17 protein-coding genes are annotated in these 21033 nt (G+C 33.2%); 7 read left to right on the top strand and 10 right to left on the bottom strand.

Annotation, left to right across the window (positions count from 1 at the left end):
- Positions 1-71: 71 nt before the first annotated feature.
- Genes IMZ30_RS00810 through IMZ30_RS00825 form a run of 4 tightly spaced genes read left to right on the top strand, consistent with a single transcriptional unit; the run spans position 72 to position 9123 of the window.
- Positions 72-2987 (top strand): SusC/RagA family TonB-linked outer membrane protein, encoded by a 2916-nt coding sequence (locus tag IMZ30_RS00810; protein ID WP_207038675.1) that lies wholly within the window; start codon positions 72-74, stop codon positions 2985-2987.
- Between the two features lie 12 nt (positions 2988-2999).
- Complete coding sequence (locus IMZ30_RS00815; protein WP_207038676.1) at positions 3000-4889, top strand: RagB/SusD family nutrient uptake outer membrane protein; 1890 nt, start codon at positions 3000-3002, stop codon at positions 4887-4889.
- Positions 4876-6216, top strand: coding sequence for a SusE domain-containing protein (locus tag IMZ30_RS00820; protein ID WP_207038677.1), 1341 nt, complete (start codon positions 4876-4878; stop codon positions 6214-6216). Before IMZ30_RS00815 ends, IMZ30_RS00820 begins: the two co-directional genes overlap by 14 nt.
- 57 nt (positions 6217-6273) lie before the next feature.
- Positions 6274-9123 (top strand): alpha-amylase family glycosyl hydrolase, encoded by a 2850-nt coding sequence (locus IMZ30_RS00825; RefSeq protein WP_207038678.1) that lies wholly within the window; start codon positions 6274-6276, stop codon positions 9121-9123.
- A 50-nt stretch (positions 9124-9173) separates the two neighbouring features.
- Here the strand turns inward: IMZ30_RS00825 and IMZ30_RS00830 are convergent, their stop codons facing one another.
- From IMZ30_RS00830 to ychF, 5 genes are all read right to left on the bottom strand, one after another.
- Positions 9174-9806, bottom strand: a complete 633-nt coding sequence (locus IMZ30_RS00830) for an NAD(P)H-dependent oxidoreductase (protein WP_207038679.1) — start codon at positions 9804-9806, stop codon at positions 9174-9176.
- Positions 9807-9876: 70 nt separating this feature from the next.
- Positions 9877-10695, bottom strand: coding sequence for a DUF1853 family protein (locus IMZ30_RS00835; protein WP_207038680.1), 819 nt, complete (start codon positions 10693-10695; stop codon positions 9877-9879).
- On the bottom strand, positions 10695-11393 hold the full coding sequence (gene deoD / locus IMZ30_RS00840; RefSeq protein ID WP_207038681.1) for a purine-nucleoside phosphorylase: 699 nt from the start codon (positions 11391-11393) through the stop codon (positions 10695-10697). The genes IMZ30_RS00835 and deoD overlap by 1 nt, the downstream gene beginning before the upstream one ends.
- Positions 11393-12055: a deoxyribose-phosphate aldolase gene (deoC, locus tag IMZ30_RS00845; RefSeq protein ID WP_207038682.1), complete on the bottom strand. Its 663-nt coding sequence runs from the start codon at positions 12053-12055 to the stop codon at positions 11393-11395. The genes deoD and deoC overlap by 1 nt, the downstream gene beginning before the upstream one ends.
- An 11-nt stretch (positions 12056-12066) precedes the next feature.
- The gene (gene ychF, locus IMZ30_RS00850) at positions 12067-13161 is read right to left on the bottom strand and encodes a redox-regulated ATPase YchF (protein ID WP_207038683.1); all 1095 of its coding nucleotides are present in this window, start codon (positions 13159-13161) and stop codon (positions 12067-12069) included.
- A gap of 304 nt (positions 13162-13465) precedes the next feature.
- On the opposite strand from ychF, the gene IMZ30_RS00855 reads away from it, so the two are divergent.
- The 3 genes from IMZ30_RS00855 to IMZ30_RS00865 are packed head-to-tail and all read left to right on the top strand — an operon-like array spanning position 13466 to position 15210.
- Positions 13466-13771 carry a phosphoribosylpyrophosphate synthetase gene (locus IMZ30_RS00855; RefSeq protein WP_207038684.1) on the top strand — a complete coding sequence of 102 codons (306 nt, stop codon included), beginning with the start codon at positions 13466-13468 and terminating at the stop codon, positions 13769-13771.
- A 40-nt stretch (positions 13772-13811) separates the two neighbouring features.
- Positions 13812-14285, top strand: coding sequence for a Dps family protein (locus IMZ30_RS00860; RefSeq protein WP_073191285.1), 474 nt, complete (start codon positions 13812-13814; stop codon positions 14283-14285).
- A 7-nt stretch (positions 14286-14292) separates the two neighbouring features.
- A complete protein-coding gene (locus IMZ30_RS00865) occupies positions 14293-15210 on the top strand; it encodes a mechanosensitive ion channel family protein (protein WP_207038685.1) in 918 nt (305 codons plus the stop codon).
- Between the two features lie 3 nt (positions 15211-15213).
- Here IMZ30_RS00865 and bshA read toward each other — a convergent pair whose 3' ends face one another.
- The 5 genes from bshA to IMZ30_RS00890 all read right to left on the bottom strand — a co-directional run bounded on the left by bshA (position 15214) and on the right by IMZ30_RS00890 (position 21031).
- Complete coding sequence (gene bshA / locus IMZ30_RS00870; RefSeq protein WP_207038686.1) at positions 15214-16335, bottom strand: N-acetyl-alpha-D-glucosaminyl L-malate synthase BshA; 1122 nt, start codon at positions 16333-16335, stop codon at positions 15214-15216.
- A 75-nt stretch (positions 16336-16410) separates the two neighbouring features.
- A complete protein-coding gene (locus IMZ30_RS00875; protein WP_207038687.1) occupies positions 16411-19308 on the bottom strand; it encodes a glycoside hydrolase family 3 N-terminal domain-containing protein in 2898 nt (965 codons plus the stop codon).
- Positions 19309-19311: 3 nt separating this feature from the next.
- Positions 19312-19797, bottom strand: coding sequence for an ABC transporter ATPase (locus tag IMZ30_RS00880; protein ID WP_207038688.1), 486 nt, complete (start codon positions 19795-19797; stop codon positions 19312-19314).
- Positions 19798-19803: 6 nt separating this feature from the next.
- On the bottom strand, positions 19804-20595 hold the full coding sequence (locus IMZ30_RS00885; RefSeq protein ID WP_207038689.1) for a (Fe-S)-binding protein: 792 nt from the start codon (positions 20593-20595) through the stop codon (positions 19804-19806).
- 4 nt (positions 20596-20599) lie between these two features.
- The gene (locus tag IMZ30_RS00890) at positions 20600-21031 is read right to left on the bottom strand and encodes an HAD family acid phosphatase (protein WP_207038690.1); all 432 of its coding nucleotides are present in this window, start codon (positions 21029-21031) and stop codon (positions 20600-20602) included.
- Positions 21032-21033: the final 2 nt, after the last annotated feature.

The raw sequence follows: 21033 nt of genomic DNA on the forward strand, positions 1-21033 counted from the left end.
CATACATTTAGTTTACATACTTTTAACATCAGGAAGTAAAAGTATATTAATTCTAACTTAAATTTTTACGTATGCAAACAATTAAATATTTGGGCTTTATACTACTATTATTGCCCATTAGCCTCTTTGCCCAACAAACTGTAAAAGGTACAGTTGTCGGAGAAGATGGTGTGCCAATTCCTGGTGTTAATATTTCTATAGAAAACACTAATAAAGGAACTACTACCGATTTTGATGGTAATTACTCAATCGTTGTAGAACAAAATCAAGTGTTGAAATTTTCATATTTGGGTTTTAAACCTAAACAGGTGACTTTTATAAACCAAGATGAGATTAATGTTACACTTCAACTTGATACAGCTGTATTAGAAGAAGTTGTTGTGGTTGGTTATGGTACGGCAAAGAAAGAAGATTTAACAGGAGCAGTTGATTTAGTAACTCCAAAAGACTTCAATAAAGGCCCAATTAATTCAGCACAACAACTTATTACAGGTAAAATCGCTGGTGTGAATGTTACTTCAGCTTCAGGTTCACCTGGAGATGGTCAAAATATCACAATTAGAGGTCTAGGTTCTTTATCACTAACTAGTGAGCCGCTTTACGTAATTGACGGCGTGCCAATAGATAATGGAGGTGTTGGTGGTTCTAGAAACCCACTTAACATTATAAATCCAAATGATATTGCAAGCATCACAGTTTTAAAAGATGCTTCAGCAACAGCAATTTATGGTTCACGTGCTGCAAATGGTGTTATTCAGATTACAACTAAAAAAGGAAAAGACACCAATGAATTCCGCTTTAACACATCGTATAACAGAACCATTAGAAATACAGTAGAAACTGTTGATGTACTCAATGCTTCAGAATTTAGAAATTTAGTACAAACTATTGGTAATGAAAACCAAATCTCAAGATTAGGTGATGCGAATACAGATTGGCAGGACCAAATTTATGCTGACCAAGCGATGGGTGGTGAATTTAACACCAGTGCATTAGGAAACGCTTATGGTGTACCTATGCGTGTATCTTTAGGCTATTCTGACCAAAACGGTATTTTAAGAGGTGATAATTTTTCAAGATTAACAGGATCTTTAAACCTCACGCCTACTTTATTAGATGAAAAGCTTAAGTTAACATTTAATGCAAGAGGATCTTACGTAGAAAATACTTTTGCAGATCGTGGCGCGATTGGAGCAGCTGTAGCTTTTGACCCAACACAACCTGTGTTTGATGAAAATTCACCTTTTGCCAATTACTATACTTGGTTAGATGGAGATCGTCAACGGGGTTTAGCTACAACAAACCCAGTTGCTTTATTAGATTTAATTGATGACACTTCTGAAGTAAGACGATTTATCACCAACTTAAAGGCGGATTATAAATTAACCGATGAGTTGACCGCAACTATAAATGCTGGTTATGACGAATCTAATAGTAATGGAAGACGTATAACTTCTAGTGATATTCCTACTTCTGATGCTCCTGGAAGCGGTTTGCAAACAGGTGCTAGAACTGAATTTAGTCAAATACAAAAAAATAAGTTATTTGATGCTTACCTAAACTACAAAGGTAGCCTTAACGATGTGCATAATATTGATGCAACTGCAGGTTACTCTTATCAAGAATTTGAATTTGATAATTTCAGTTATGATAGTGAGCGTGAGGAACAAGGTTTAGAATCTGAATTCATCGATAAATCTAGAAGCGTATTATTATCTTATTTTGGTCGTGTTAACTACAACTTTGATAGTAAGTATTTAGTTACAGCAACTTTAAGAGCAGATGCTTCATCTAAATTAAATCCAGACGATCGTTGGGGATATTTCCCATCGTTTTCAGCAGCTTGGAATATTCATAATGAAGATTTTATCGAAGAATCTAGCGTTATTAATGAATTGAAATTAAGAGCTGGTTATGGTGAAGTTGGTAACGTAAATGGTTTAGGAGATTACCGCTTTTTAACACGTTATGTTGCCAGTCAACAAACAGCTAATTATCAGTTTGGAAATTCATTTTTACAAACCTTTAGACCGGAGCCAGTCAATGAAGACTTAAAATGGGAAGTCGGTTCAACTATAAATGTTGGTTTAGATTATGCCATTTTAGATAATCGTATCTCTGGTTCAATTAATGCCTACCGAAGAGAAACAAAAGATTTAATTGCATTTACCCTTGTAGATCCATTTACAAACTTCGGTAACCGTATTGATGCTAATATTGGTGATATGGTAAATAAAGGGATCGAATTTACTTTAAACCTTACACCAGTTGATACAGATGATTTTCAATGGGATATCAACTATAATATATCATTCAACGATAATGAAATTACAAGATTACCAGACGAACAAAACGTTGGTGGCATTAGTGGTGGTACAGGTAATAATGTACAAATTCATCGTGAAGGTGAATCACCATTTAGCTTTTATGTCTATGAACAAGTCTATGATTCAAATGGTAGCCCTATAGAAGGTGTTTTTGTAGATAGAAATAATGACGGTATTATTAATAATGATGACCGATACATTAAAGAAGATCCTTATGCAGATGTGCTTATGGGCTTGAACACTAATTTAAGCTATAAAAACTGGGATTTATCTATTCAATCTAGAGCAAGCCTTGGCAATTATGCTTACGACAATGTTGCTTCAGCTAATGGATATGAAAGACGAGCAACTGACAATCAAATTTTATCGAATCTTCATGTTGATTATTTAAATACAGGCTTCAAAGCAATCACTGAACAAAATTTATTAAGTGACTATTACGTTCAAGAGGCCTCGTTTTTCAGAATTGATAATATAACATTAGGTTATAATTTTGATAGTTTATCTAAAAATGCTAACTTTAGAGTATATGGATCTTTACAGAATGCCTTAGTTGTAACAGATTATGATGGTATTGATCCCGAAATTTCTGGAGGAATTGATAACAATTTCTACCCAAGACCAAGAACACTAGTCATTGGTGTTAATGTTGATTTTTAAAAAAAAATGAAAATGAAAAGAACGATTTTAAAATTTAGTTTTATTGCACTTTCTGCTCTATTGGTCATGTCTTGTCACGATGAGTTAGACCAAACACCAATAGATCCAGATACAGTAACTGAACAAGATGTATTTGCAGATGCAAAACAAGCAAAAGGCGCTCTTGCCAAATTATATGCAAGTCTGGCCTTAACAGGTCAACAAGGTCCTTCAGGACAACCAGATATTTCTGGTATAGATGAAGGTTTTTCACAGTACACAAGAATGCTTTATAACCTGAATGAATTAACAACTGATCATGCAGTTGTTGGCTGGGGTGACCCAGGATTACCTGATTTACATGCCATGTCTTGGTCATCAGGAAACGATTTTACTGAAGCTATGTATTATCGATTAGCTCAAGAAGTTTCATTTACAAATTCATTTATTGCAAATGCAAACCTACTTGCAGATCCAGTAGTAGAACAGTATATTGCTGAAGCAAGATTCCTAAGAGCTTTTGCTTATTATAACTTAATGGATTTATATGGAAATGTGCCATTAACTACTGAAATTTCAACTGAATTACCTGAACAAGCCACAAGGACTGAGATTTTCACTTTTGTTGAAGATGAATTACTTGATATTCAAAGTAATCTAGCAGCAGATGGTTCTAATGAATACGGTCGTGTTGATGAAGTAGCCGCTTGGGCATTATTATCTAAATTATATTTAAATGCCGAGGTTTTTACTGGGGAAGCCAGATATAATGAAGCGGTTGAGTACTCTGAAAAAGTGATAAATTCTTCTTATAGCATTAATACTAATGATGCCAATGGAAATGGCTCTGCTTACGATGAATTATTTTTAGCAGATAACAATGTTAATGGTGCTCAAAACGAATTTATTTTTACATTAAATTTTGATGGATTACAATCACAAACATTTGGAGGTACAACCTTCTTAACACATGCCTCTATTGGCGGTAATATGAATGCTTTAGATTACGGAGTTAATGCAGGTTGGGCTGGCTTAAGAACAACAGAAGCACTAGTCAAAAAATTTGATGTCTCTGATGATGCCTTAAATAATTCTTTTACTACAATTTCTAATTGGGCTATCATTGGTAGTGCAACACCAAACGGATGGAGTGATCCTGACACAGACATGTATGAAATTGCTCCAGATGTATACCAAGTTTTTGCAACATTAACTGATGGTGAAATGAAATTCAGAAGAGATAATCTTTGGGATAATAATTATGGTGGGGCAGATGGTAATGTAGTATTTAATGGCGATAACATCAGTGTAGATGCTGGCAGATATCTAATTACCTTCAACTTAAATAACAATACTTATACACTTGAGTCTATTTATGATTATTTACCAGATTCTAGAGCTATGTTTTATACAAATGGTCAAAGTCTTGAAATTGAAGAAATTCCTCCTTTTGAACAAGGATTTGCCGTCACTAAGTTTAAAAACATCGACTCAAATGGTAACCAAGGAAGTGATAATACTGGTAATTATGTAGACACAGACTATCCTGTTATCAGATTGCCTGAAATTTATTTAAATTATGCTGAAGCAACGCTTCGTGGTGGTAATGGTAGTGAAGCTACCGCCGTTAACTTAATCAATGAAATCAGAGAGCGCGCCTATGGAAACTCTAGCGCAAACATTAATAGTTCAGATTTAACTTTAGAATTTGTGTTAGATGAACGCTCAAGAGAACTTTACTGGGAAGGCCAACGCAGAACAGATTTAATTAGATACAATCTTTTCACAACAAATGATTACTTATGGCCATTCAAAGGAGACGCACAAAATGGTGTTTCAGTCCCTGAATTTAGAACGCTATTCCCTATTCCGAACGACTTATTATCAATTAATCCAAATTTGACACAAAATGAAGGCTATTAATAAACTATCCTTTTTGAAGTTATTTTCTATTATCTTAACACTAAGTTTTATTAGCTGTGATGATCAGGAATTAACTCAAATTAATGAAAATGCAAACACAGCCCTTTCACTATCGATTGATGAGGTTGTCATGACAGAAGATAATACTGATGAAGAAATTTTAACAGCCACTTGGACTAAACCTGACTTTGGTTTCCAATCGGTTCCTGAATATACTATTGAAATTGATATGATGGGGAACGATTTTAGTAGCCCTAGATTAGTAAATGTTGGCAGAAACACCTCAAAAATATTTACTTCAGAAGAGCTTAACAGTATTTTACTGAACTTAGGTGCTACACCTATGGAAGTCAATCAAATTGAGATGAGACTACTTGTAAGTTTGAGTGATGCTCAAGAAACTTATACGCAGGCAGTAGGTCTTGAAGCTACGCCTTTTTCTTCAATTCTAGACTTATCAACTAATTTAGGAATTGTTGGTAGTGCTACACCAGGTGGTTGGAGCTCAACAAATGAAACTCCTATTCAAGATGTTCCATTTTATTCAACTTCTGAAAATAATGTTGTTGTTGCTTACGCAACTTTAAGAGATGGTGAAATAAAATTTAGAGAGAATAACGAATGGACCGTTAATTATGGTGATGATGGTAATGATGGTTCGTTAGAGCCTAACGGTGCAAATATTCCAGTTAGTGCTGGCAATTACAAAATAACCGTTAATACTGAAACTCTAGAATGGTCTATTGAAGAATATTCTTGGGGTATTGTAGGTGGTGCAACTGTCTACGGTTGGGATACACCAGACATAAAATTTGAATATAACCCTTTTCAAGATAATTGGAAAGCTGCTGCAACATTAACAGATGGAGAAATAAAATTCCGCCAAAATGAAGAATGGAATTTTGACTACGGTGATACAGGTGCTGATGGAACACTAGATCAAGGCGGTGATAATATTGCTGTTGAAGCTGGACACTATATCATCACATTAGATTTAAACAGTCAAACTTATGAGTTAGAACCAACTGATTTATGGGGTCTTGTTGGTAGCGCTACTACATTTGAATGGGACGCACCTGATCCAGATAAGTTTTTACCTGATTTTGGTATAAATGAAGGTATGTACTATTTAAATGGTGTTGAAATTGGTACAGGTGAAGTTAAAATTAGACAAAATGAAGTTTGGGATGTAGATTACGGTGATAATGGAAATGATGGAACTCTAGAGTTAGGTGGAGCAAATATTCCGGTAACTCCTGGTACTTACAATGTTGAAATGAATTTTACAATAAATCCACCAACTATTAACTTTTACCCTTGGCAATAAAGCCTAAATTAAATAAAGGCCTACTTTGAATGTAGGCCTTTTTAATTTTAAATAATTATGAGAAAAAATCTACTTTTAATATTTAGCCTTTTATTAGGAAGCATAATCTCTGCTCAACAACAAACAGGAAACTTCACAATTACGCCATCTAATTTTGAGCAAGATGATGAAATTACAATCACTGTATCTGGTGTTGTTCCGGGAGTTTGGAGTACAAGTGATGTTTACTTATGGGCTTGGTACACAAATGCTAATGGTCAACAATTCGACTCGCCTACTAATGGCTCGTGGACAAGTTCTAGTGAATCACAAAAAATGACCAATAATGGTGATGGTACTTTTTCATTTACAATGACACCATCCGACTTTTACGGTGCAACTGATATTGTTGAAATTGGTATGCTTGCTAAAGCTAAAGATGGTACAGGCGATAAAAAAACACAGGACTTTGTTACCGATGTCGGAACATTTCAATTAACACTTAATGCTCCCCAAGAAAACTTAAATGTAATTCAAAATGGTGGCAACTTTTCTATCTCTGCTTCAAACTCAGCAGGGAATGCCACTTATGTCTTATCTGCTAATGGAAGTGTCATTAATACTCAGACAGGTGTTAACACTTATTCATATACCAACACAAACATTACTGAGAATAAAGATTATATTCTAGAAGTGACACAAGGTTCTATCACTTTTACAAGAGAGTTTTCAGTTATCGCTGAACCAACTGTCAACTCAGTTACTATGCCAGCTGATTATGAAGATGGTATCAATTATATTAGTGATACTGAAGCTATTTTAGTTTTAAATGCACCTGGAAAAGACTTTGTTTACGTTGCAGGGAGTTTTAATAACTGGAGTCCTGACGGAAGCTACGCTATGAATATAGATCCTACAAGAGATAATAAATTTTGGATTTCGTTAGATGGTTTAACTCCTGGACAAATTGAAACCTATCAATATTGGGTTGTAGACCAAACACCAATTAATGGTTCGCCTAAGGTCGTAAAAACTGCAGATCCATTTTCAACTTTGGTTTTATCACCTTTTGATGATCCTGGAATTCCAACAAGTTCATATCCTAACTTACCTCAATATCCTGATGGTCAAGAACGTGAAGTCAGTGTATTACAAACAGCAAAACCAGAATATAACTGGCAAGTCACAAATTTTGAAAAACCCAAAAAAGAAGATCTTGTGGTTTATGAAGTCTTGGTGAGAGATTTTGATGCTGATAGAAATTATCAAGATTTAATTGATAAAATAGACTATTTTAAAGATTTAAACATCAATGCCATTCACCTTATGCCAGTAATGGAATTTGAAGGCAACGAAAGTTGGGGATATAATACAGCATTTCATATGGCTTTAGACAAATTTTATGGAACTGAAAATAAACTTAAAGAGTTCATAGATTTATGCCACCAGAATGAAATTGCCGTTATACTTGACTTAGTTTTAAATCATGCTTATGGTCGTAATCCTATGGTAAGAATGTGGATGAATGATCCTGATGGTGACGGTTGGGGCGGACCTTCAACAGAAAATCCTTACTTCAACACGTCTCCTCGACATAGTTATAATGTAGGTAACGATTTTAACCATCAAAGTAATTTAACTCAATATTACACTGAACGTGTTATTAAGCACTGGATTCAAGAGTTTAAAATTGATGGCTTTAGATGGGATTTAACAAAAGGCTTTACACAAAATTGTTCTGACTCTAATGAATCGTGCACCAATAGTTACCAACAAGATCGCGTGGATGTCTTAAAAGCCTACGCTGACTATTCATGGTCTATAGATGATAGCCATTATGTTATTTTTGAACACTTAGGGCAAGATAATGAAGAACAGCAATGGGCTAATTATCGTTTAAATGAAGATAAAGGAATTATGCTTTGGGGCAAGATGACCGATCAATATAATCAACTTACAATGGGCTTTAATTCTAATAATGATATTACTAGAATGGGTCACGAAAGTCGCGGTTTTAATGCACCTAGATTATTGGGTTATGCCGAAAGTCATGATGAAGAACGCTTGATGTATAAAAATCTAGAATTTGGAAATACTTCAAACGCTTCTCATAATGTACAAAACTTAAATACAGCTCTATCTCGCATGTCTGCACTTGGCGCTGTTACAATGACTATTCCTGGCCCTAAAATGATTTGGCATTTCGGAGATTTAGGAATGGAAAATTCTATTTTTACTTGTAACGATGGTAGTGTAAACTTACCAGGCGGTACAGATGGTGATTGTAAACTAGACACCAAGCCTCAACCGCAGTGGACAAATAATTGGCTCAATGATCCTGCAAGAAGTCAAATTTATAACGATTGGGCTAGATTACATGAGCTAAAAATTGAAGAAGATGTTTTTGAAGGTGATTATGCCATAAATTCAGGCAACACTTTAACACCACGAATTTATGTTTTTAACAACAACTTACCTGCTTCATCTCTTAAAAATGTAGTGGTTATTGCTAATTTTGATGTTACAGCGAGAAACATAACACCTGATTTTCCTTATACAGGTCAATGGTTCAATTTAATGGATGAAACAGGTTCAACTTCTATAAATGTAAATAATACTTCTGCTACAATTAATATTCCTGCTGGAGAATTTAGAATTTATGGAAATGCACCATCAACTTTAAGCAACAACCAGTTTAATAAAAAGGAAATTACATTGTACCCTAATCCTACGTCAAATGCATTCAAACTGTCAGTTAATGCAAAAACTGTAAAAATTTATAATACGCTTGGCAAAGAAGTTAAATCTTTTGAAGCTGTAAATGCACATCAAATCTTGAATATATCAGAGCTTGAAACTGGTTTATTTTTTGTACAAATTACGAATGAATCTAATGTAAAAGAAACTCTTAAACTAGTTAAGCGTTAAATTTTGATAAGTTTAAAGCAATAAAAAAGCGCCCAATTTGGCGCTTTTTTTTATTTAATTTCTATTATAGTTTCACTTAATGGTCTTCTTACTTTTTTAAAACTTGCAAACTCATCATCATTAGACCGATATCCTATGGCACAAACTAAAACTGATTTAAGTTTTCTAGATTTTAAATCTAAAACTTCATCGTATTTGTGAGGAAGAAAGCCTTCCATAGGGGAAGCATCAATTTTTTCTAAAGCACAAATAGTTAATACATTACCTAAAGCCAAATAAGCCTGGTTATTAGCCCATTTTGAAATTTCATCATCTGTTTTTTCATTAAAATCTTTAATTAAAAATTCCCTAAAAGGTGATAAAATTTCATCAGGTGTCTCTCTTATTGACTTAATAAGTTCAAAGTTATCTTCAATAAAAGCTTGATTAATAGTTTCTTCACGACAAATCACCAACAAATGAGAAGCAGTTTTTACCTGTTGTTGATTAAAACTGTGTTGAAATAATTCATTTTTTAAATCCTGATTAGAAATCACAATTAATTTTAAAGGCTGCAAACCATATGAAGTTGGCGTTAAATTAAAACCCTCAATTATTTTATCTAAAATCGATTGAGGAACTATTTTGTTATCATCAAATTTTTTTGCGGCATAGCGCCATTTTAAAGCTTCAATCGTATCCATCAAATTATTTTGTACAAATATACTAAGCTAAAAATTAGACGACTTACAAAGTTTCCTTAAAAGAATTTACTTACCAGTTTGTCAAAAAGAGCTTAAAAAAACGCTTATTGTGATCGCTTACAAATAACAACACAGATCTACCTGAAGCTAGATAATTATCTATATCAGGACAAATTTGCTCTAATGTAAACCACTGCTCTACTCTATTAACAGCATTAAACCAGTTTAATTTTTGAGGCATCGTAAAATGATATCTACTCCAATCTTGTTTGTAAAAAAGTTGCTTTGTAAGCCACTCACCTTCAATTTGCACATCAGTTAAAGTTTTAAATACTGGTAGTTTTTCTTGAAATGGCTTAAACAACATGGCCTTAAAACACAATCTTTGCTGAATAGAATTTTGTTTTAATCCCAGGCCTTCAAGTTCAGAAGTTGCATTTTTTTGGTATAAAAGCGGAAATTGTTTGGTTTTAAGTTTATGTAGTTTATCTTCAAAACGATCTCTTCTATTTGGACCAATCCAACAAAAATCGGCTGTAGTTGATAAGCTAGCATCAAATAAATAAACTTTATAAACCAATTCAAGTTGAAAAACTTCAGCTGATACTAAATCCCGAACAAGAAAATCAAATTCACCTAAGGTTTGCTTCTGTGTAATGATTTGAAGGCTATGAGCAATCGCTTCATATTGCTCAGACTGTTGTAATGCTTCAAGCATAAAAAGTTCGGCTCTTTTACCTATAAATTTCTGATTGGTTTCAAATTGAGGTGATAAAGAATAATTGTCGGGTTTAAAATCAAAAACCCTGATGTTTTTAATAAAATCATCAGGGTTTTTAACAAGCAAAGGTGTTTTAAAAAAAGCTTTATATTGGTCTATAATTTTCATTAAATCACATCTAGCGCAATGTCTATCATTTTAGAAAAGGTAGTTTCACGATCTTCGGCACTAGTAACTTCACCTGTAACGAGTGAATCAGAAATTGTTAAAATAGCGAGTGCTTCTACTCCAAATTTTGCTGCGATTGAATATAGAGCAGCTGCCTCCATCTCGACACACAAAACATTGTAAGCAGCCCACTTTTTATAATCGTCTTTTTGATCTGTATAAAACAAATCTGACGATAAAACATTACCTGCTTTTATTTGAATTGATCTGCTTTTGGCAGCTTCAACTGCTTTTTGAAATAAATTAAAGCTCGCTGTTGGAGCAAAATCGCCACCATCAAACCTACTTCGGTTGATAGCTGAATTTGTTGAAGCAGACATTGCTAAAACAACATCTCTTAAAGCAACATCTTCTTGCATTGAGCCAGCACTTCCGACGCGAATTAATTTTTTTGCATCATAATCATTTATCAATTCGTGAGCATAAATACTAAATGAAGGTAAACCCATGCCTGTACCTTGAACCGAAACTTTTTTCCCTTTGTAAGTTCCCGTATAACCAAACATATTTCTAACGTCGTTATAACATTTAGGATTTTCAAAATAAGTTTCGGCTATCCATTTAGCACGAAGCGGATCGCCAGGTAACAATACAGTGTCTGCGATTTCATTAGTTTGGGCTTTAATATGTAAACTCATTAATAATCGTCTTTAGAGGTTAAACCATTCATAATTGCAACACCTGAAGAAGCGCCTAATCGATGTACGCCTAAATCTATAAACATTTGTGCTGTTTTAGCATCACGTATTCCTCCAGAAGCTTTAAGTTTAACTTGATTTGAAACGCTAGCTTTCATAATTTTAATAGCTTCAACTGTAGCGCCACCACTGCCAAAACCTGTTGAAGTTTTAACATAATTTGCACCAGCTTTTTCTGAAATTACTGAGGCTATTTTGATTTCTTCGTCTGTTAAATTACAAATTTCTAAAATAACTTTAAGCGTGTTGTTACCAACTGCTTTTTTAACTTCAGAAATATCTTCTTTGACTCGGTCTAATTCACCAGATTTTAAAAAGGATTGGTTAATAACCATATCAAATTCAGTTGCGCCATCTTTTAAGGCCTGACGTGCTTCTTCAACTTTTGCTTTAGTTGTTGTATTGCCTAGTGGAAAACCAATTACTGTGCAAATTTTAACATCAGAATTTGATAGTAATTCTGTTGCTAATTCAACAAAACAAGGGTTAATACAAACACTTGCAAAATGATAAGCTTTAGCTTCTTCACAAAGTTGTTTAATGTCTGAAATACTAGTGGTGGCTTTTAAAGCCGTATGGTCTATAAATTGATTAATCGGCATGTGTTTATATTTTAAACGTTAAATCTAAAATTCATGATATCGCCATCTTTTACGATATATTCTTTCCCTTCAACACTTAACTTTCCTGCTTCACGAACTTTTGCTTCACTTCCTAAAGTCACAAAGTCATTATATTTAATCACTTCTGCTCTAATAAAGCCTTTTTGAAAATCAGTGTGTATAACGCCTGCGGCTTCAGGTGCCGTTGCGCCAACTTTTACTGTCCAGGCTCGAACTTCTTTTACGCCTGCCGTAAAATATGTTTGTTGATTAAGTAACTTGTAGGCTGAACGAATAAGTTTAGAAACGCCAGCTTCTTCAAGGCCGATATCTTCTAAAAATAATTGACGTTCTTCAAAATCGTCTAATTCGGCTATATCGGCTTCAATACCTACTGCTAAAACCAAAATTTCAGCATCTTCATCTTTTACTGATGCCTTTACTTTATCGACGTAAGCATTGCCATTTACAGCAGATTTTTCGTCGACATTACAAACATACATGACAGGCTTATCTGTAATAAATTGTAAAGGTTTTACAAATGCTTCACGATCGTCTTTATCAATTTTTATAGCTCTTACAGAAGTTCCCTCTTCTAAACCTTTTTTAAGTTGTTCTAATACTGCAAGTTCTTTTTGAGCTTCTTTTTGGCCGGTTTTTGCAGCACGTTTTACTTTCTCAAGTTTTTTTTCGACTGTCTCTAAATCTTTCAATTGAAGTTCTAAGTCTATAGTTTCTTTATCATTTATGGGGTCTATTTTACCATCAACATGAACAACATTATCATCATCAAAGCAACGTAAAACATGTAAAATTGCATCGGTTTCTCTTATGTTACCCAAAAATTGATTCCCTAAACCTTCACCTTTACTAGCTCCTTTTACCAGGCCAGCAATATCAACAATTTCAACTGTTGCAGGAATTACTCGCTCTGGATTTACTAAACTCTCTAGTTCAAGTAGTCTATTATCGGGAACGTTCACGACACCTACATTAGGTTCAATAGTACAAAAAGGAAAATTTGCACTTTGTGCTTTTGCATTAGATAAAGAGTTAAATAAGGTAGATTTTCCTACATTTGGTAAACCAACAATTCCTGCTTTCATAAATTAATTATTTAAGGATTGCAAAAGTAAGGATTATCATAATAAAAAGTCTAAGAAATAGACTTCAACTTGTAAAATAGAACTTATATAATGAAATTTAATCGATCTACACTTCTTTATACTATTGCGGCTTTAATTACCATTTATGGCTTAGTAACTGGCCGGTTTATATTTATTTTATTGGCGTTTCCATTAGGTCTATTTAATTATACAAAAGACAATTCAGATAAAAAATAGAACGTTAATCTTAATTTAAATACAAGCCTTGGCTTCTATTATATTATTAATTTTAAACAAAAACATTATGGATTCAAATTCTACGCTTTCGACTAAAATAAATGATTTAAAAGAAGAAGGTTATACTGTAGATTTTAAACTTACTGAAAACGCTTTAGAATGTAATAATCAAAGTTCGTATTCAGAAAATGATTTTATTGTAGATAAAGTCTATAGATTTGAAGGCATGTCTAACCCGTCTGATAATTCTATTTTATATGCCATTACAACAGAAGATGGCAAAAAAGGGATTCTTGTTGATGGTTATGGCGTTTCTGGTGGTCAAACTAGTAAATCTATTCAAGAAAAACTCAATTTATCTTTAAATAGATAGAAAATTAAATAAAGTTTAATTAATAAAAACAAACATAATTATGGGTTATTTAAATTTAGAGTCAACTGATTTAACAGTAAAAGAACTAAATGTGCTATTAGCTGATTATCAATTATATTATCAAAAATTAAGAAATTATCATTGGAATATTGTAGGCAAAAGTTTCTTTGATTTACATGAAAAATTTGAAGAAATGTATGATGATGCAAAGCTTAAAATTGATGAAATCGCAGAAAGAATTTTAACTTTAAGAAAGCATCCTGTCAGTAATTTGTCTGATTACCTAAAAATTTCTAATTTAGAAGAATCTGCATCAGATATTAATGATGTAGCTATGGTTAATAACTTATTAAATGATCATGGTAAACTCATTAAACAAATGAGACAAGTAGTAAGTGTTGCAGATAAAAATGGTGACGAAGGTACTATAGATTTAATTGGTGCTTACATCCGTGAATTAGAAAAAACAAGTTGGATGCTAGATGCTTGGGTTAAAAGTGTTGATGATAAATAATTATTAAATGAAAGAAGCCGATATATTAGACCAAACACAAAGTGTTTGGTCTTCTTTTTACGAAAAAATTTTTGTTTGGATAAATGAATTTATAGATAGTTTACCCAACTTAATTTTAGCAATAATAGTATTTATCCTTTTTATTATTATCTCTAAATATGCAGGAAAACTATTTAATAAAATTCTAGCACGAAGCTCTACACAAGCCTCTATTAGAGTAATTTCGGTAAAAGTTTTAAAAGCCGTTATTGGCCTGATAGGCTTTTTTATTGCTTTAGGAATTTTAAATTTAAATACTGTTTTAACTTCAGTCCTCGGAGCAGCTGGTGTTGTAGGTTTAGCAGTAGGTTTGGCCTTGCAAGGTACATTAAATAATACCTTTTCAGGTGTAATTATTAGTTTCTTACCAAAAATTCAAATTAACGACTGGATTGAAACGAATGATTTTGCAGGCAAGGTGATTGATATCAATTTAAGAAGTGTTGTTTTGCAAACTGCAGATAATAATCACGTCATGATTCCGAACTCTAAGATTGTAGATTCGGCTTTTAAAAACTTCAGTAGCGACCCACGTGGTCGTGTTACAGTTTCATGCGGTGTTGGCTATGAAAGTGATTTAGATGAAGTTCAACAAATAACAACCGATGCTATCGAAGCTATTTTTAAACAAAAATTCAATGAAGAAATTGAATTTTTTTACACTGGTTTTGGAAATAGCTCAATTGATTATATCGTCAGGTTTTGGACAAAAGTTGAAAATCAAAAAGATATTTATATTGCTCAGCATCAGGCTATTTTAGCGATCAAAAGAGCCTACAATAAACATGATATCAACATTCCATTCCCTATTAGAACACTAGATTTTGGTAAAAACAAATTCAGGTCTGAAGTTTTAGATATTCGAAATCATACAGATGAAAATTAAAACTTATTGAATCATTTCTTTATATAGCGCTTCATATTTTGGTACAATAGCCTTGACATCAAATTGAAGCGCTGTTTTTTTAGCATTGACCTTAAAATTTTCTAGTCTTGCTTCATTAGATAAAATATGTATTGCATTTTTAGCCATATCATCGATATCTCCTAAATTAGATAAAAATCCAGAAACGCCATGCTTATTAACTTCTGGTATTCCACCTGTATTTGTAGAAATAACAGGAACGCTATAAGCCATCGCTTCTAAAGCAGCAAGACCAAAACTCTCTTTTTTGGATGGTAACAAAAATAAATCTGAAAAACACAGTATTTTTTCAACTTCATTACTCTTTCCTAAAAAAATAATATGTTGCCTCACATTTAATTTATGAGCTAAAACTGATGCATTTTCACGTTCAGGGCCATCACCAACAATAATTAATTTGGCTTTTAACTGTTGTCTAATTTTAGCAAACACCTTAATCACATCACTAATTCTTTTCACAGGACGTAAATTACTAACATGTGTGATTATTTTTTCGTCATCATTAGCCATTAAATGCCTTTGACAGTTACCCACGTCAAACTTAACTTTTTCAAAGTCGATAAAATTAGGAATAACACTTATATCTTTATTAATATCAAAAATATCAAGCGTATTCTCTTTTAAGCTTTGAGAAACAGAGGTTACTAAATTACTTTGATTAATACTAAAGTTAACCGCTGGTTTGTAAAATGAATGGCTACCAACCAAAGTAATGTCTGTACCATGCAATGTTGTAATCATTGGTAAATTAATACCTTCGTCCTTTAGCATCTGCTGAGCCATAAACCCGGCATAAGCATGTGGAATTGCATAATGTACATGAAGTAAATCAATTTGGTGCTGTTTAACAACTGTAACCAACTTACTTGATAATGCCAACTCATAAGGTTGATAGTGAAATAAGGGATATTCAGGAACAATTACCTCATGGTACTTAATTTGGTGCGATAAATATTCTAACCTAACAGGCTGTTTATAAGTTACAAAATGTATTTCATGTCCGCGTTTAGAAAGGGCAATACCTAATTCTGTCGCTACTACTCCACTTCCACCAAAAGTTGGGTAACAAACAATGGCTATCTTCATATCTTAAAAATGAAATTAAAGCACTAAATTAGAATTTTATAAACTAAGAAATCTTAAATAAAATCAAATTTAATTTTATTCCTCAAGTGCATCATAAATAACCTGCTGAATTTTGGTGCGAATATCTTCTTCAATGAGTTTTCGGTTTGAAGCATCCGGATGAATACGGTTTGATAAAAAGACATATAAAATTCCAGTTGAAGGGTCTGCCCATGTATAAGTTCCTGTAAATCCTGAATGACCAAAACTAGTCATAGAAACGCAACCACATGTTGGGCCAACATCATCTAGTTGCGGCTTATCAAAGCCTAAACCTCGCCTAACATCTTTATCACAATAATAACAAGTATTAAATGCCTGAATAGTTGAAGGATTAAAATAGGTTCTACCTCCAAAAGTTCCTTCATTCAGATACATTTGCATAAACTGAGCAACACTTCTAGCATTCCCAAACAAGCCGGCATGACCACCAACTCCTCCAAGCATCGCGGCGCCTTGGTCATGAACATTACCATGAACTAATTCTTTACGCCAAATCTGATCATCCTCGGTTGGTATAATTTCAGATAGATTTTTATGCCGTTTAGGGTAAAAAAACATATTTTTAATATGCATTGTTTTATAAAAATCATTTTGAATGATAGTATGAATGGAATCTTTGTAAGATCGCTCAATAAACTGTTTTAAAAAGTAAAAAGGAAGATCTGAGTATTTATATTCAATTTTTTCTAAAAGTTCAGATGAAGCTATTTGAGCATAAATTGAGTCCTGATAATCTTTTCGTAAATATAAATTTTCAGTAACTGGAACGCTGTATTTTTTTGAAGGTTCTTCACGATAATAATAATCTAAACTATCTAAAGTTGAAACATAAAAAGGAATCCAAGCCTGTAAACCAGCGTAATGTGATAGCATACGTTTAACTGAAATATTGGTCTTGTTTGTGGTATCTAATTCAGGTAATAGATTTGATAGTTTATCATGAATACTGACTTTCCCTTCTTCAACTAAACGCATAAACAACGGCAATGTTGACAAAATTTTAGTTAATGATGCTAAATCATAAACATCTGTAGGTTTTACCGGAATCTTGTTTTCATAAGTATGAAATCCTAAAGATTTATCGTAAAAAATACTTCCATTTTTTGCTATAATAACTTGAACACCAGGAGACATTTTCTGCTCAACAACTTCAGTTAACAAGCTATCAACCTCTGAGAGTTTAGCTGTATTAAAGCCTAAGTTTTCAGGATAATCGTATTTCATTCTTCCTGTTGTAGAATTTTGATAACCTGTTCCAACAGGAAAAGCCTTAGTAATAGAAACAGGTAAACGGCCTTGTGCTTTAGTGGCCCCAAAAATAATTTCAGCGGCTACCTGCTGAGCATCGTCAGCATTTTGGTAGGCTTGTAATATTACTTCAATTGGTAAGAACGAGTTAAGGTCGAGCAAAGCATATGGACTTGTAAAATTTACAAAAAACACCTTATGCTCTCTCGATATAGCATCTAGTAATTTAATTTCAGATGTTGTTAAACTATAAGATTTCCAAGGATTTTCATCAGATTTATGATGACTTATGATAACCTGATCTGCAAACTTCAACTCTTCTAAAAGATTAGGATTTTCTTTTGAAAATGAATTGATTTCGGCGTAATTTGAAAGTGTTTCTATAAACTTGTTATTCTTTGCGTCTCCAAACTTTATATAAGCAATCTTAGAATGATTAATTTCAGATATTGGCACACTATTTACATCATTCTTAACTAAAGTTACTGCTTCTTTGAATGCTTTAAAACGAGTTGCTTTATTATTATCTGTATTTAGATCAGATGCCAAATTGTTAAGTGATATAGGGTGATAGTTATTTAAACCAACCTTATACTTAGCATAGAGTATTTTTTTGACTGAGTGAGTTAATCTTGATTTAGAAATTGTTCCGTTGTTGTAGGCTTTTTTTATTTGCTTAATAGCAGCTTCTAAGTTGTTGGGTATAAGTAAGACATCATTTCCTGCTAAAAAGGCCTTTAACTCAACAATTCCTTTTTCTCCAAACTCACTTGCACCTTTCATATTTAAGGCATCAGTAAAAATTAAACCTGAAAACTGAAGTCGATTTATCAACAGTGAATCGACTACTTTAGATGATAATGAGGTTGGCAAACCATCTTGCTCGGTTAATTTTGGAACATTTAAGTGGGCAACCATTACGCTGCTTAGCCCTTGTTTAAAAAGCTTTTTGTAAGGATATAATTCGATAGAATCTAATCGATTTACATCAAATTCTAGACTTGGCAGGGTTTTATGTGAGTCTTGATCAGTATCACCATGACCTGGAAAATGTTTGGCATTTGCTAAAACACCTTCAGATTGAAAGCCTTTAATTAAAGCCAGTGCTTTTTGGGTAACCTGATTACGATCTTCACCAAAAGAGCGGTTTCCTATAATTGGATTTTTAGGATTAGTATTAATATCTACAACAGGTGCAAAATTTACATGAACACCTAACCGCTTGCTGTGCTGAGCAATTTGTTGACCTACCTCAAAAACCGTATTATTATTGGTTATTGCGCCTAGTGTCATATTATAAGGGAAAGAGAAAGTTTCATCTAAACGCATTGACAAACCCCATTCAGCATCCATACCTATTAATAATGGAACTTCAGCAATTTGTTGAAATTCATTTGTAAGTTGAATTTGTTGTTTGGCAGTACCTTTAGAGAATATTACGCCACCAATATGAAAGTTTTTGATTTTATTTTTTAAAATATTTATTTCAGCTGATGATGCACTAGAAAACACATCAACCATAAATAATTGACCTATTTTTTGCTCTAAACTTAGAGTGTTATAAATACTATCAACCCATTTCCTTTGAGCTGAATGATTTTCAGCTATGAGAGGTTTTACTTGTTGAGCGTAAAAAAAATTGACTGCTAAAACAGCCAATAATAAAACTTGATTTCTTTGCATAGTTTATTTTAGTAATCGCGCATGCCAACTTTCTTCTAAAGGAATTTCCCAGAAATCATCAAATTCAGCTTTTGTATTCACTAAATTATTAAAAACTATGGTTTGTCTAGAAACAGCTTTTTGTTTCACCATTTTTTTAAAATCTTTCAAATTTTTGTGCGCTACAAAATCGCCTTGTTTGTAACTTACATTCATTTTGTCTAACAAATCAACTTTGTAATCTTCCTCCAAAAACTGTATAAATCTTACAGAAGCGTCTATTGAACAACCTGAAGCCGAACTAGTTGTTTGATCTAACCCGATAACAATAAATCGATTGTAAGGAATTTTATATCCTGCACTTAAATCTTTACCATGAGCCGTCCAATCTTTTAAAAAGGCCTCAATTTTTGGCTTAAGAGTTGAAAGTTCTTCTTCTGAAAAACTACGATTAGATTGATAGACCCAAATGCGAGCATCATCTGGTAATGAATTAAAGTCTACTATCATAATAAATTATAAATCTTCTGCATTAGCAATCATTTCTACTACGTCAAGCACTTCTATTTCGTCTTGTTTTTCTTTATTTTTAACACCATCTGTCATCATGGTATTGCAAAATGGGCAACCAGCTGCAATAGCCTCTGGTTTAGTTTCAAGCGCTTCTTCAGTTCTGTGTATATTAACCTCTTTGTCTCCCTTTTCAGCATCTTTAAACATCTGTGCACCGCCAGCTCCACAACATAAGCCTTTTTGCTTACAACTTTTCATCTCTATTAATTCAACTTCTAGTTTGCGAAGTAAATCGCGAGGTGCTTCATATTCATCGTTAGCACGACCTAAATAACATGGATCATGATAGGTAATGCGTTTACCTTTAAATTTTCCTCCTTCAATTTTTAAGCGACCTTCGTTTAAAAGTTGCTTTAAAAACTGGGTATGATGAACCACATCATAATTACCGCCAAGTTCTGGGTATTCGTTCTTAATGGTATTAAAACAATGCGGACAAGCAGTCACTATTTTTTTTACTTCATAAGCATTTAAAACTTCGATATTAGTCATTGCTTGCATTTGAAATAAAAACTCGTTTCCAGCGCGTTTTGCAGGATCTCCTGTGCAAGATTCTTCTGTACCAAGAACAGCAAAATCAACGCCAATATTGTTTAGTATTTTAACGAAAGTCTTTGTTATTTTTTTGGCTCTATCGTCAAAACTTCCTGCACATCCAACCCAGAATAAAACTTCTGGTTGTTTACCTTCAGCTAAATATGATGCCATTGTTGGCACATGTAATTGTTCACTCATAGCACTAATCTTTAAATACTTGTATAGTCACTTCTTTATCAACTAAATCCGTGAATTTTCCTTTATATCTTGTGGCTTTAACGAGATGATTATCAATCCAATGATAATTCCCACCACGTGGTTTACCCATTAATAAATTATGGTATTTAAAACCATGTTTCTTTAACCATTCTTCTGTAATTGCTCTATGTTCTTCAGTCCTTGAAGTAAAAAAGCAAATTTTATGACCTTCACTAAACCAATTGTTTAGGGTTTTTAGAGCGTCTGGAAAAGGCTCACAAGTTGCCATTCTTTCTGGCTCTTCGTTAGGAACATCTTCAGTAATTGTACCATCAATATCAATGAGGTAATTTTTAATATGCTCTGGCAAGCCAGGACTTACGGTTTCACCATTAACGGTTAATTTTTGAAGTTGTTCGTCTTTATTTCCAGTCATAA

It is taken from the genome of Psychroflexus sp. ALD_RP9, from assembly GCF_017311165.1.
Classification (GTDB): domain Bacteria; phylum Bacteroidota; class Bacteroidia; order Flavobacteriales; family Flavobacteriaceae; genus Psychroflexus.

What these genes read in the sequence shown, in the direction of transcription:
- IMZ30_RS00810 (WP_207038675.1), top strand. Translation starts at nt 72, where the DNA reads ATGCAAACAATTAAATATTTGGGCTTTATACTACTATTATTGCCCATT.
- IMZ30_RS00815 (WP_207038676.1), top strand. Translation starts at nt 3,000, where the DNA reads ATGAAAAGAACGATTTTAAAATTTAGTTTTATTGCACTTTCTGCTCTA.
- IMZ30_RS00820 (WP_207038677.1), top strand. Translation starts at nt 4,876, where the DNA reads ATGAAGGCTATTAATAAACTATCCTTTTTGAAGTTATTTTCTATTATC.
- IMZ30_RS00825 (WP_207038678.1), top strand. Translation starts at nt 6,274, where the DNA reads ATGAGAAAAAATCTACTTTTAATATTTAGCCTTTTATTAGGAAGCATA.
- IMZ30_RS00830 (WP_207038679.1), bottom strand. Translation starts at nt 9,806, where the DNA reads ATGGATACGATTGAAGCTTTAAAATGGCGCTATGCCGCAAAAAAATTT.
- IMZ30_RS00835 (WP_207038680.1), bottom strand. Translation starts at nt 10,695, where the DNA reads ATGAAAATTATAGACCAATATAAAGCTTTTTTTAAAACACCTTTGCTT.
- deoD (WP_207038681.1), bottom strand. Translation starts at nt 11,393, where the DNA reads ATGAGTTTACATATTAAAGCCCAAACTAATGAAATCGCAGACACTGTA.
- deoC (WP_207038682.1), bottom strand. Translation starts at nt 12,055, where the DNA reads ATGCCGATTAATCAATTTATAGACCATACGGCTTTAAAAGCCACCACT.
- ychF (WP_207038683.1), bottom strand. Translation starts at nt 13,161, where the DNA reads ATGAAAGCAGGAATTGTTGGTTTACCAAATGTAGGAAAATCTACCTTA.
- IMZ30_RS00855 (WP_207038684.1), top strand. Translation starts at nt 13,466, where the DNA reads ATGGATTCAAATTCTACGCTTTCGACTAAAATAAATGATTTAAAAGAA.
- IMZ30_RS00860 (WP_073191285.1), top strand. Translation starts at nt 13,812, where the DNA reads ATGGGTTATTTAAATTTAGAGTCAACTGATTTAACAGTAAAAGAACTA.
- IMZ30_RS00865 (WP_207038685.1), top strand. Translation starts at nt 14,293, where the DNA reads ATGAAAGAAGCCGATATATTAGACCAAACACAAAGTGTTTGGTCTTCT.
- bshA (WP_207038686.1), bottom strand. Translation starts at nt 16,335, where the DNA reads ATGAAGATAGCCATTGTTTGTTACCCAACTTTTGGTGGAAGTGGAGTA.
- IMZ30_RS00875 (WP_207038687.1), bottom strand. Translation starts at nt 19,308, where the DNA reads ATGCAAAGAAATCAAGTTTTATTATTGGCTGTTTTAGCAGTCAATTTT.
- IMZ30_RS00880 (WP_207038688.1), bottom strand. Translation starts at nt 19,797, where the DNA reads ATGATAGTAGACTTTAATTCATTACCAGATGATGCTCGCATTTGGGTC.
- IMZ30_RS00885 (WP_207038689.1), bottom strand. Translation starts at nt 20,595, where the DNA reads ATGAGTGAACAATTACATGTGCCAACAATGGCATCATATTTAGCTGAA.
- IMZ30_RS00890 (WP_207038690.1), bottom strand. Translation starts at nt 21,031, where the DNA reads ATGACTGGAAATAAAGACGAACAACTTCAAAAATTAACCGTTAATGGT.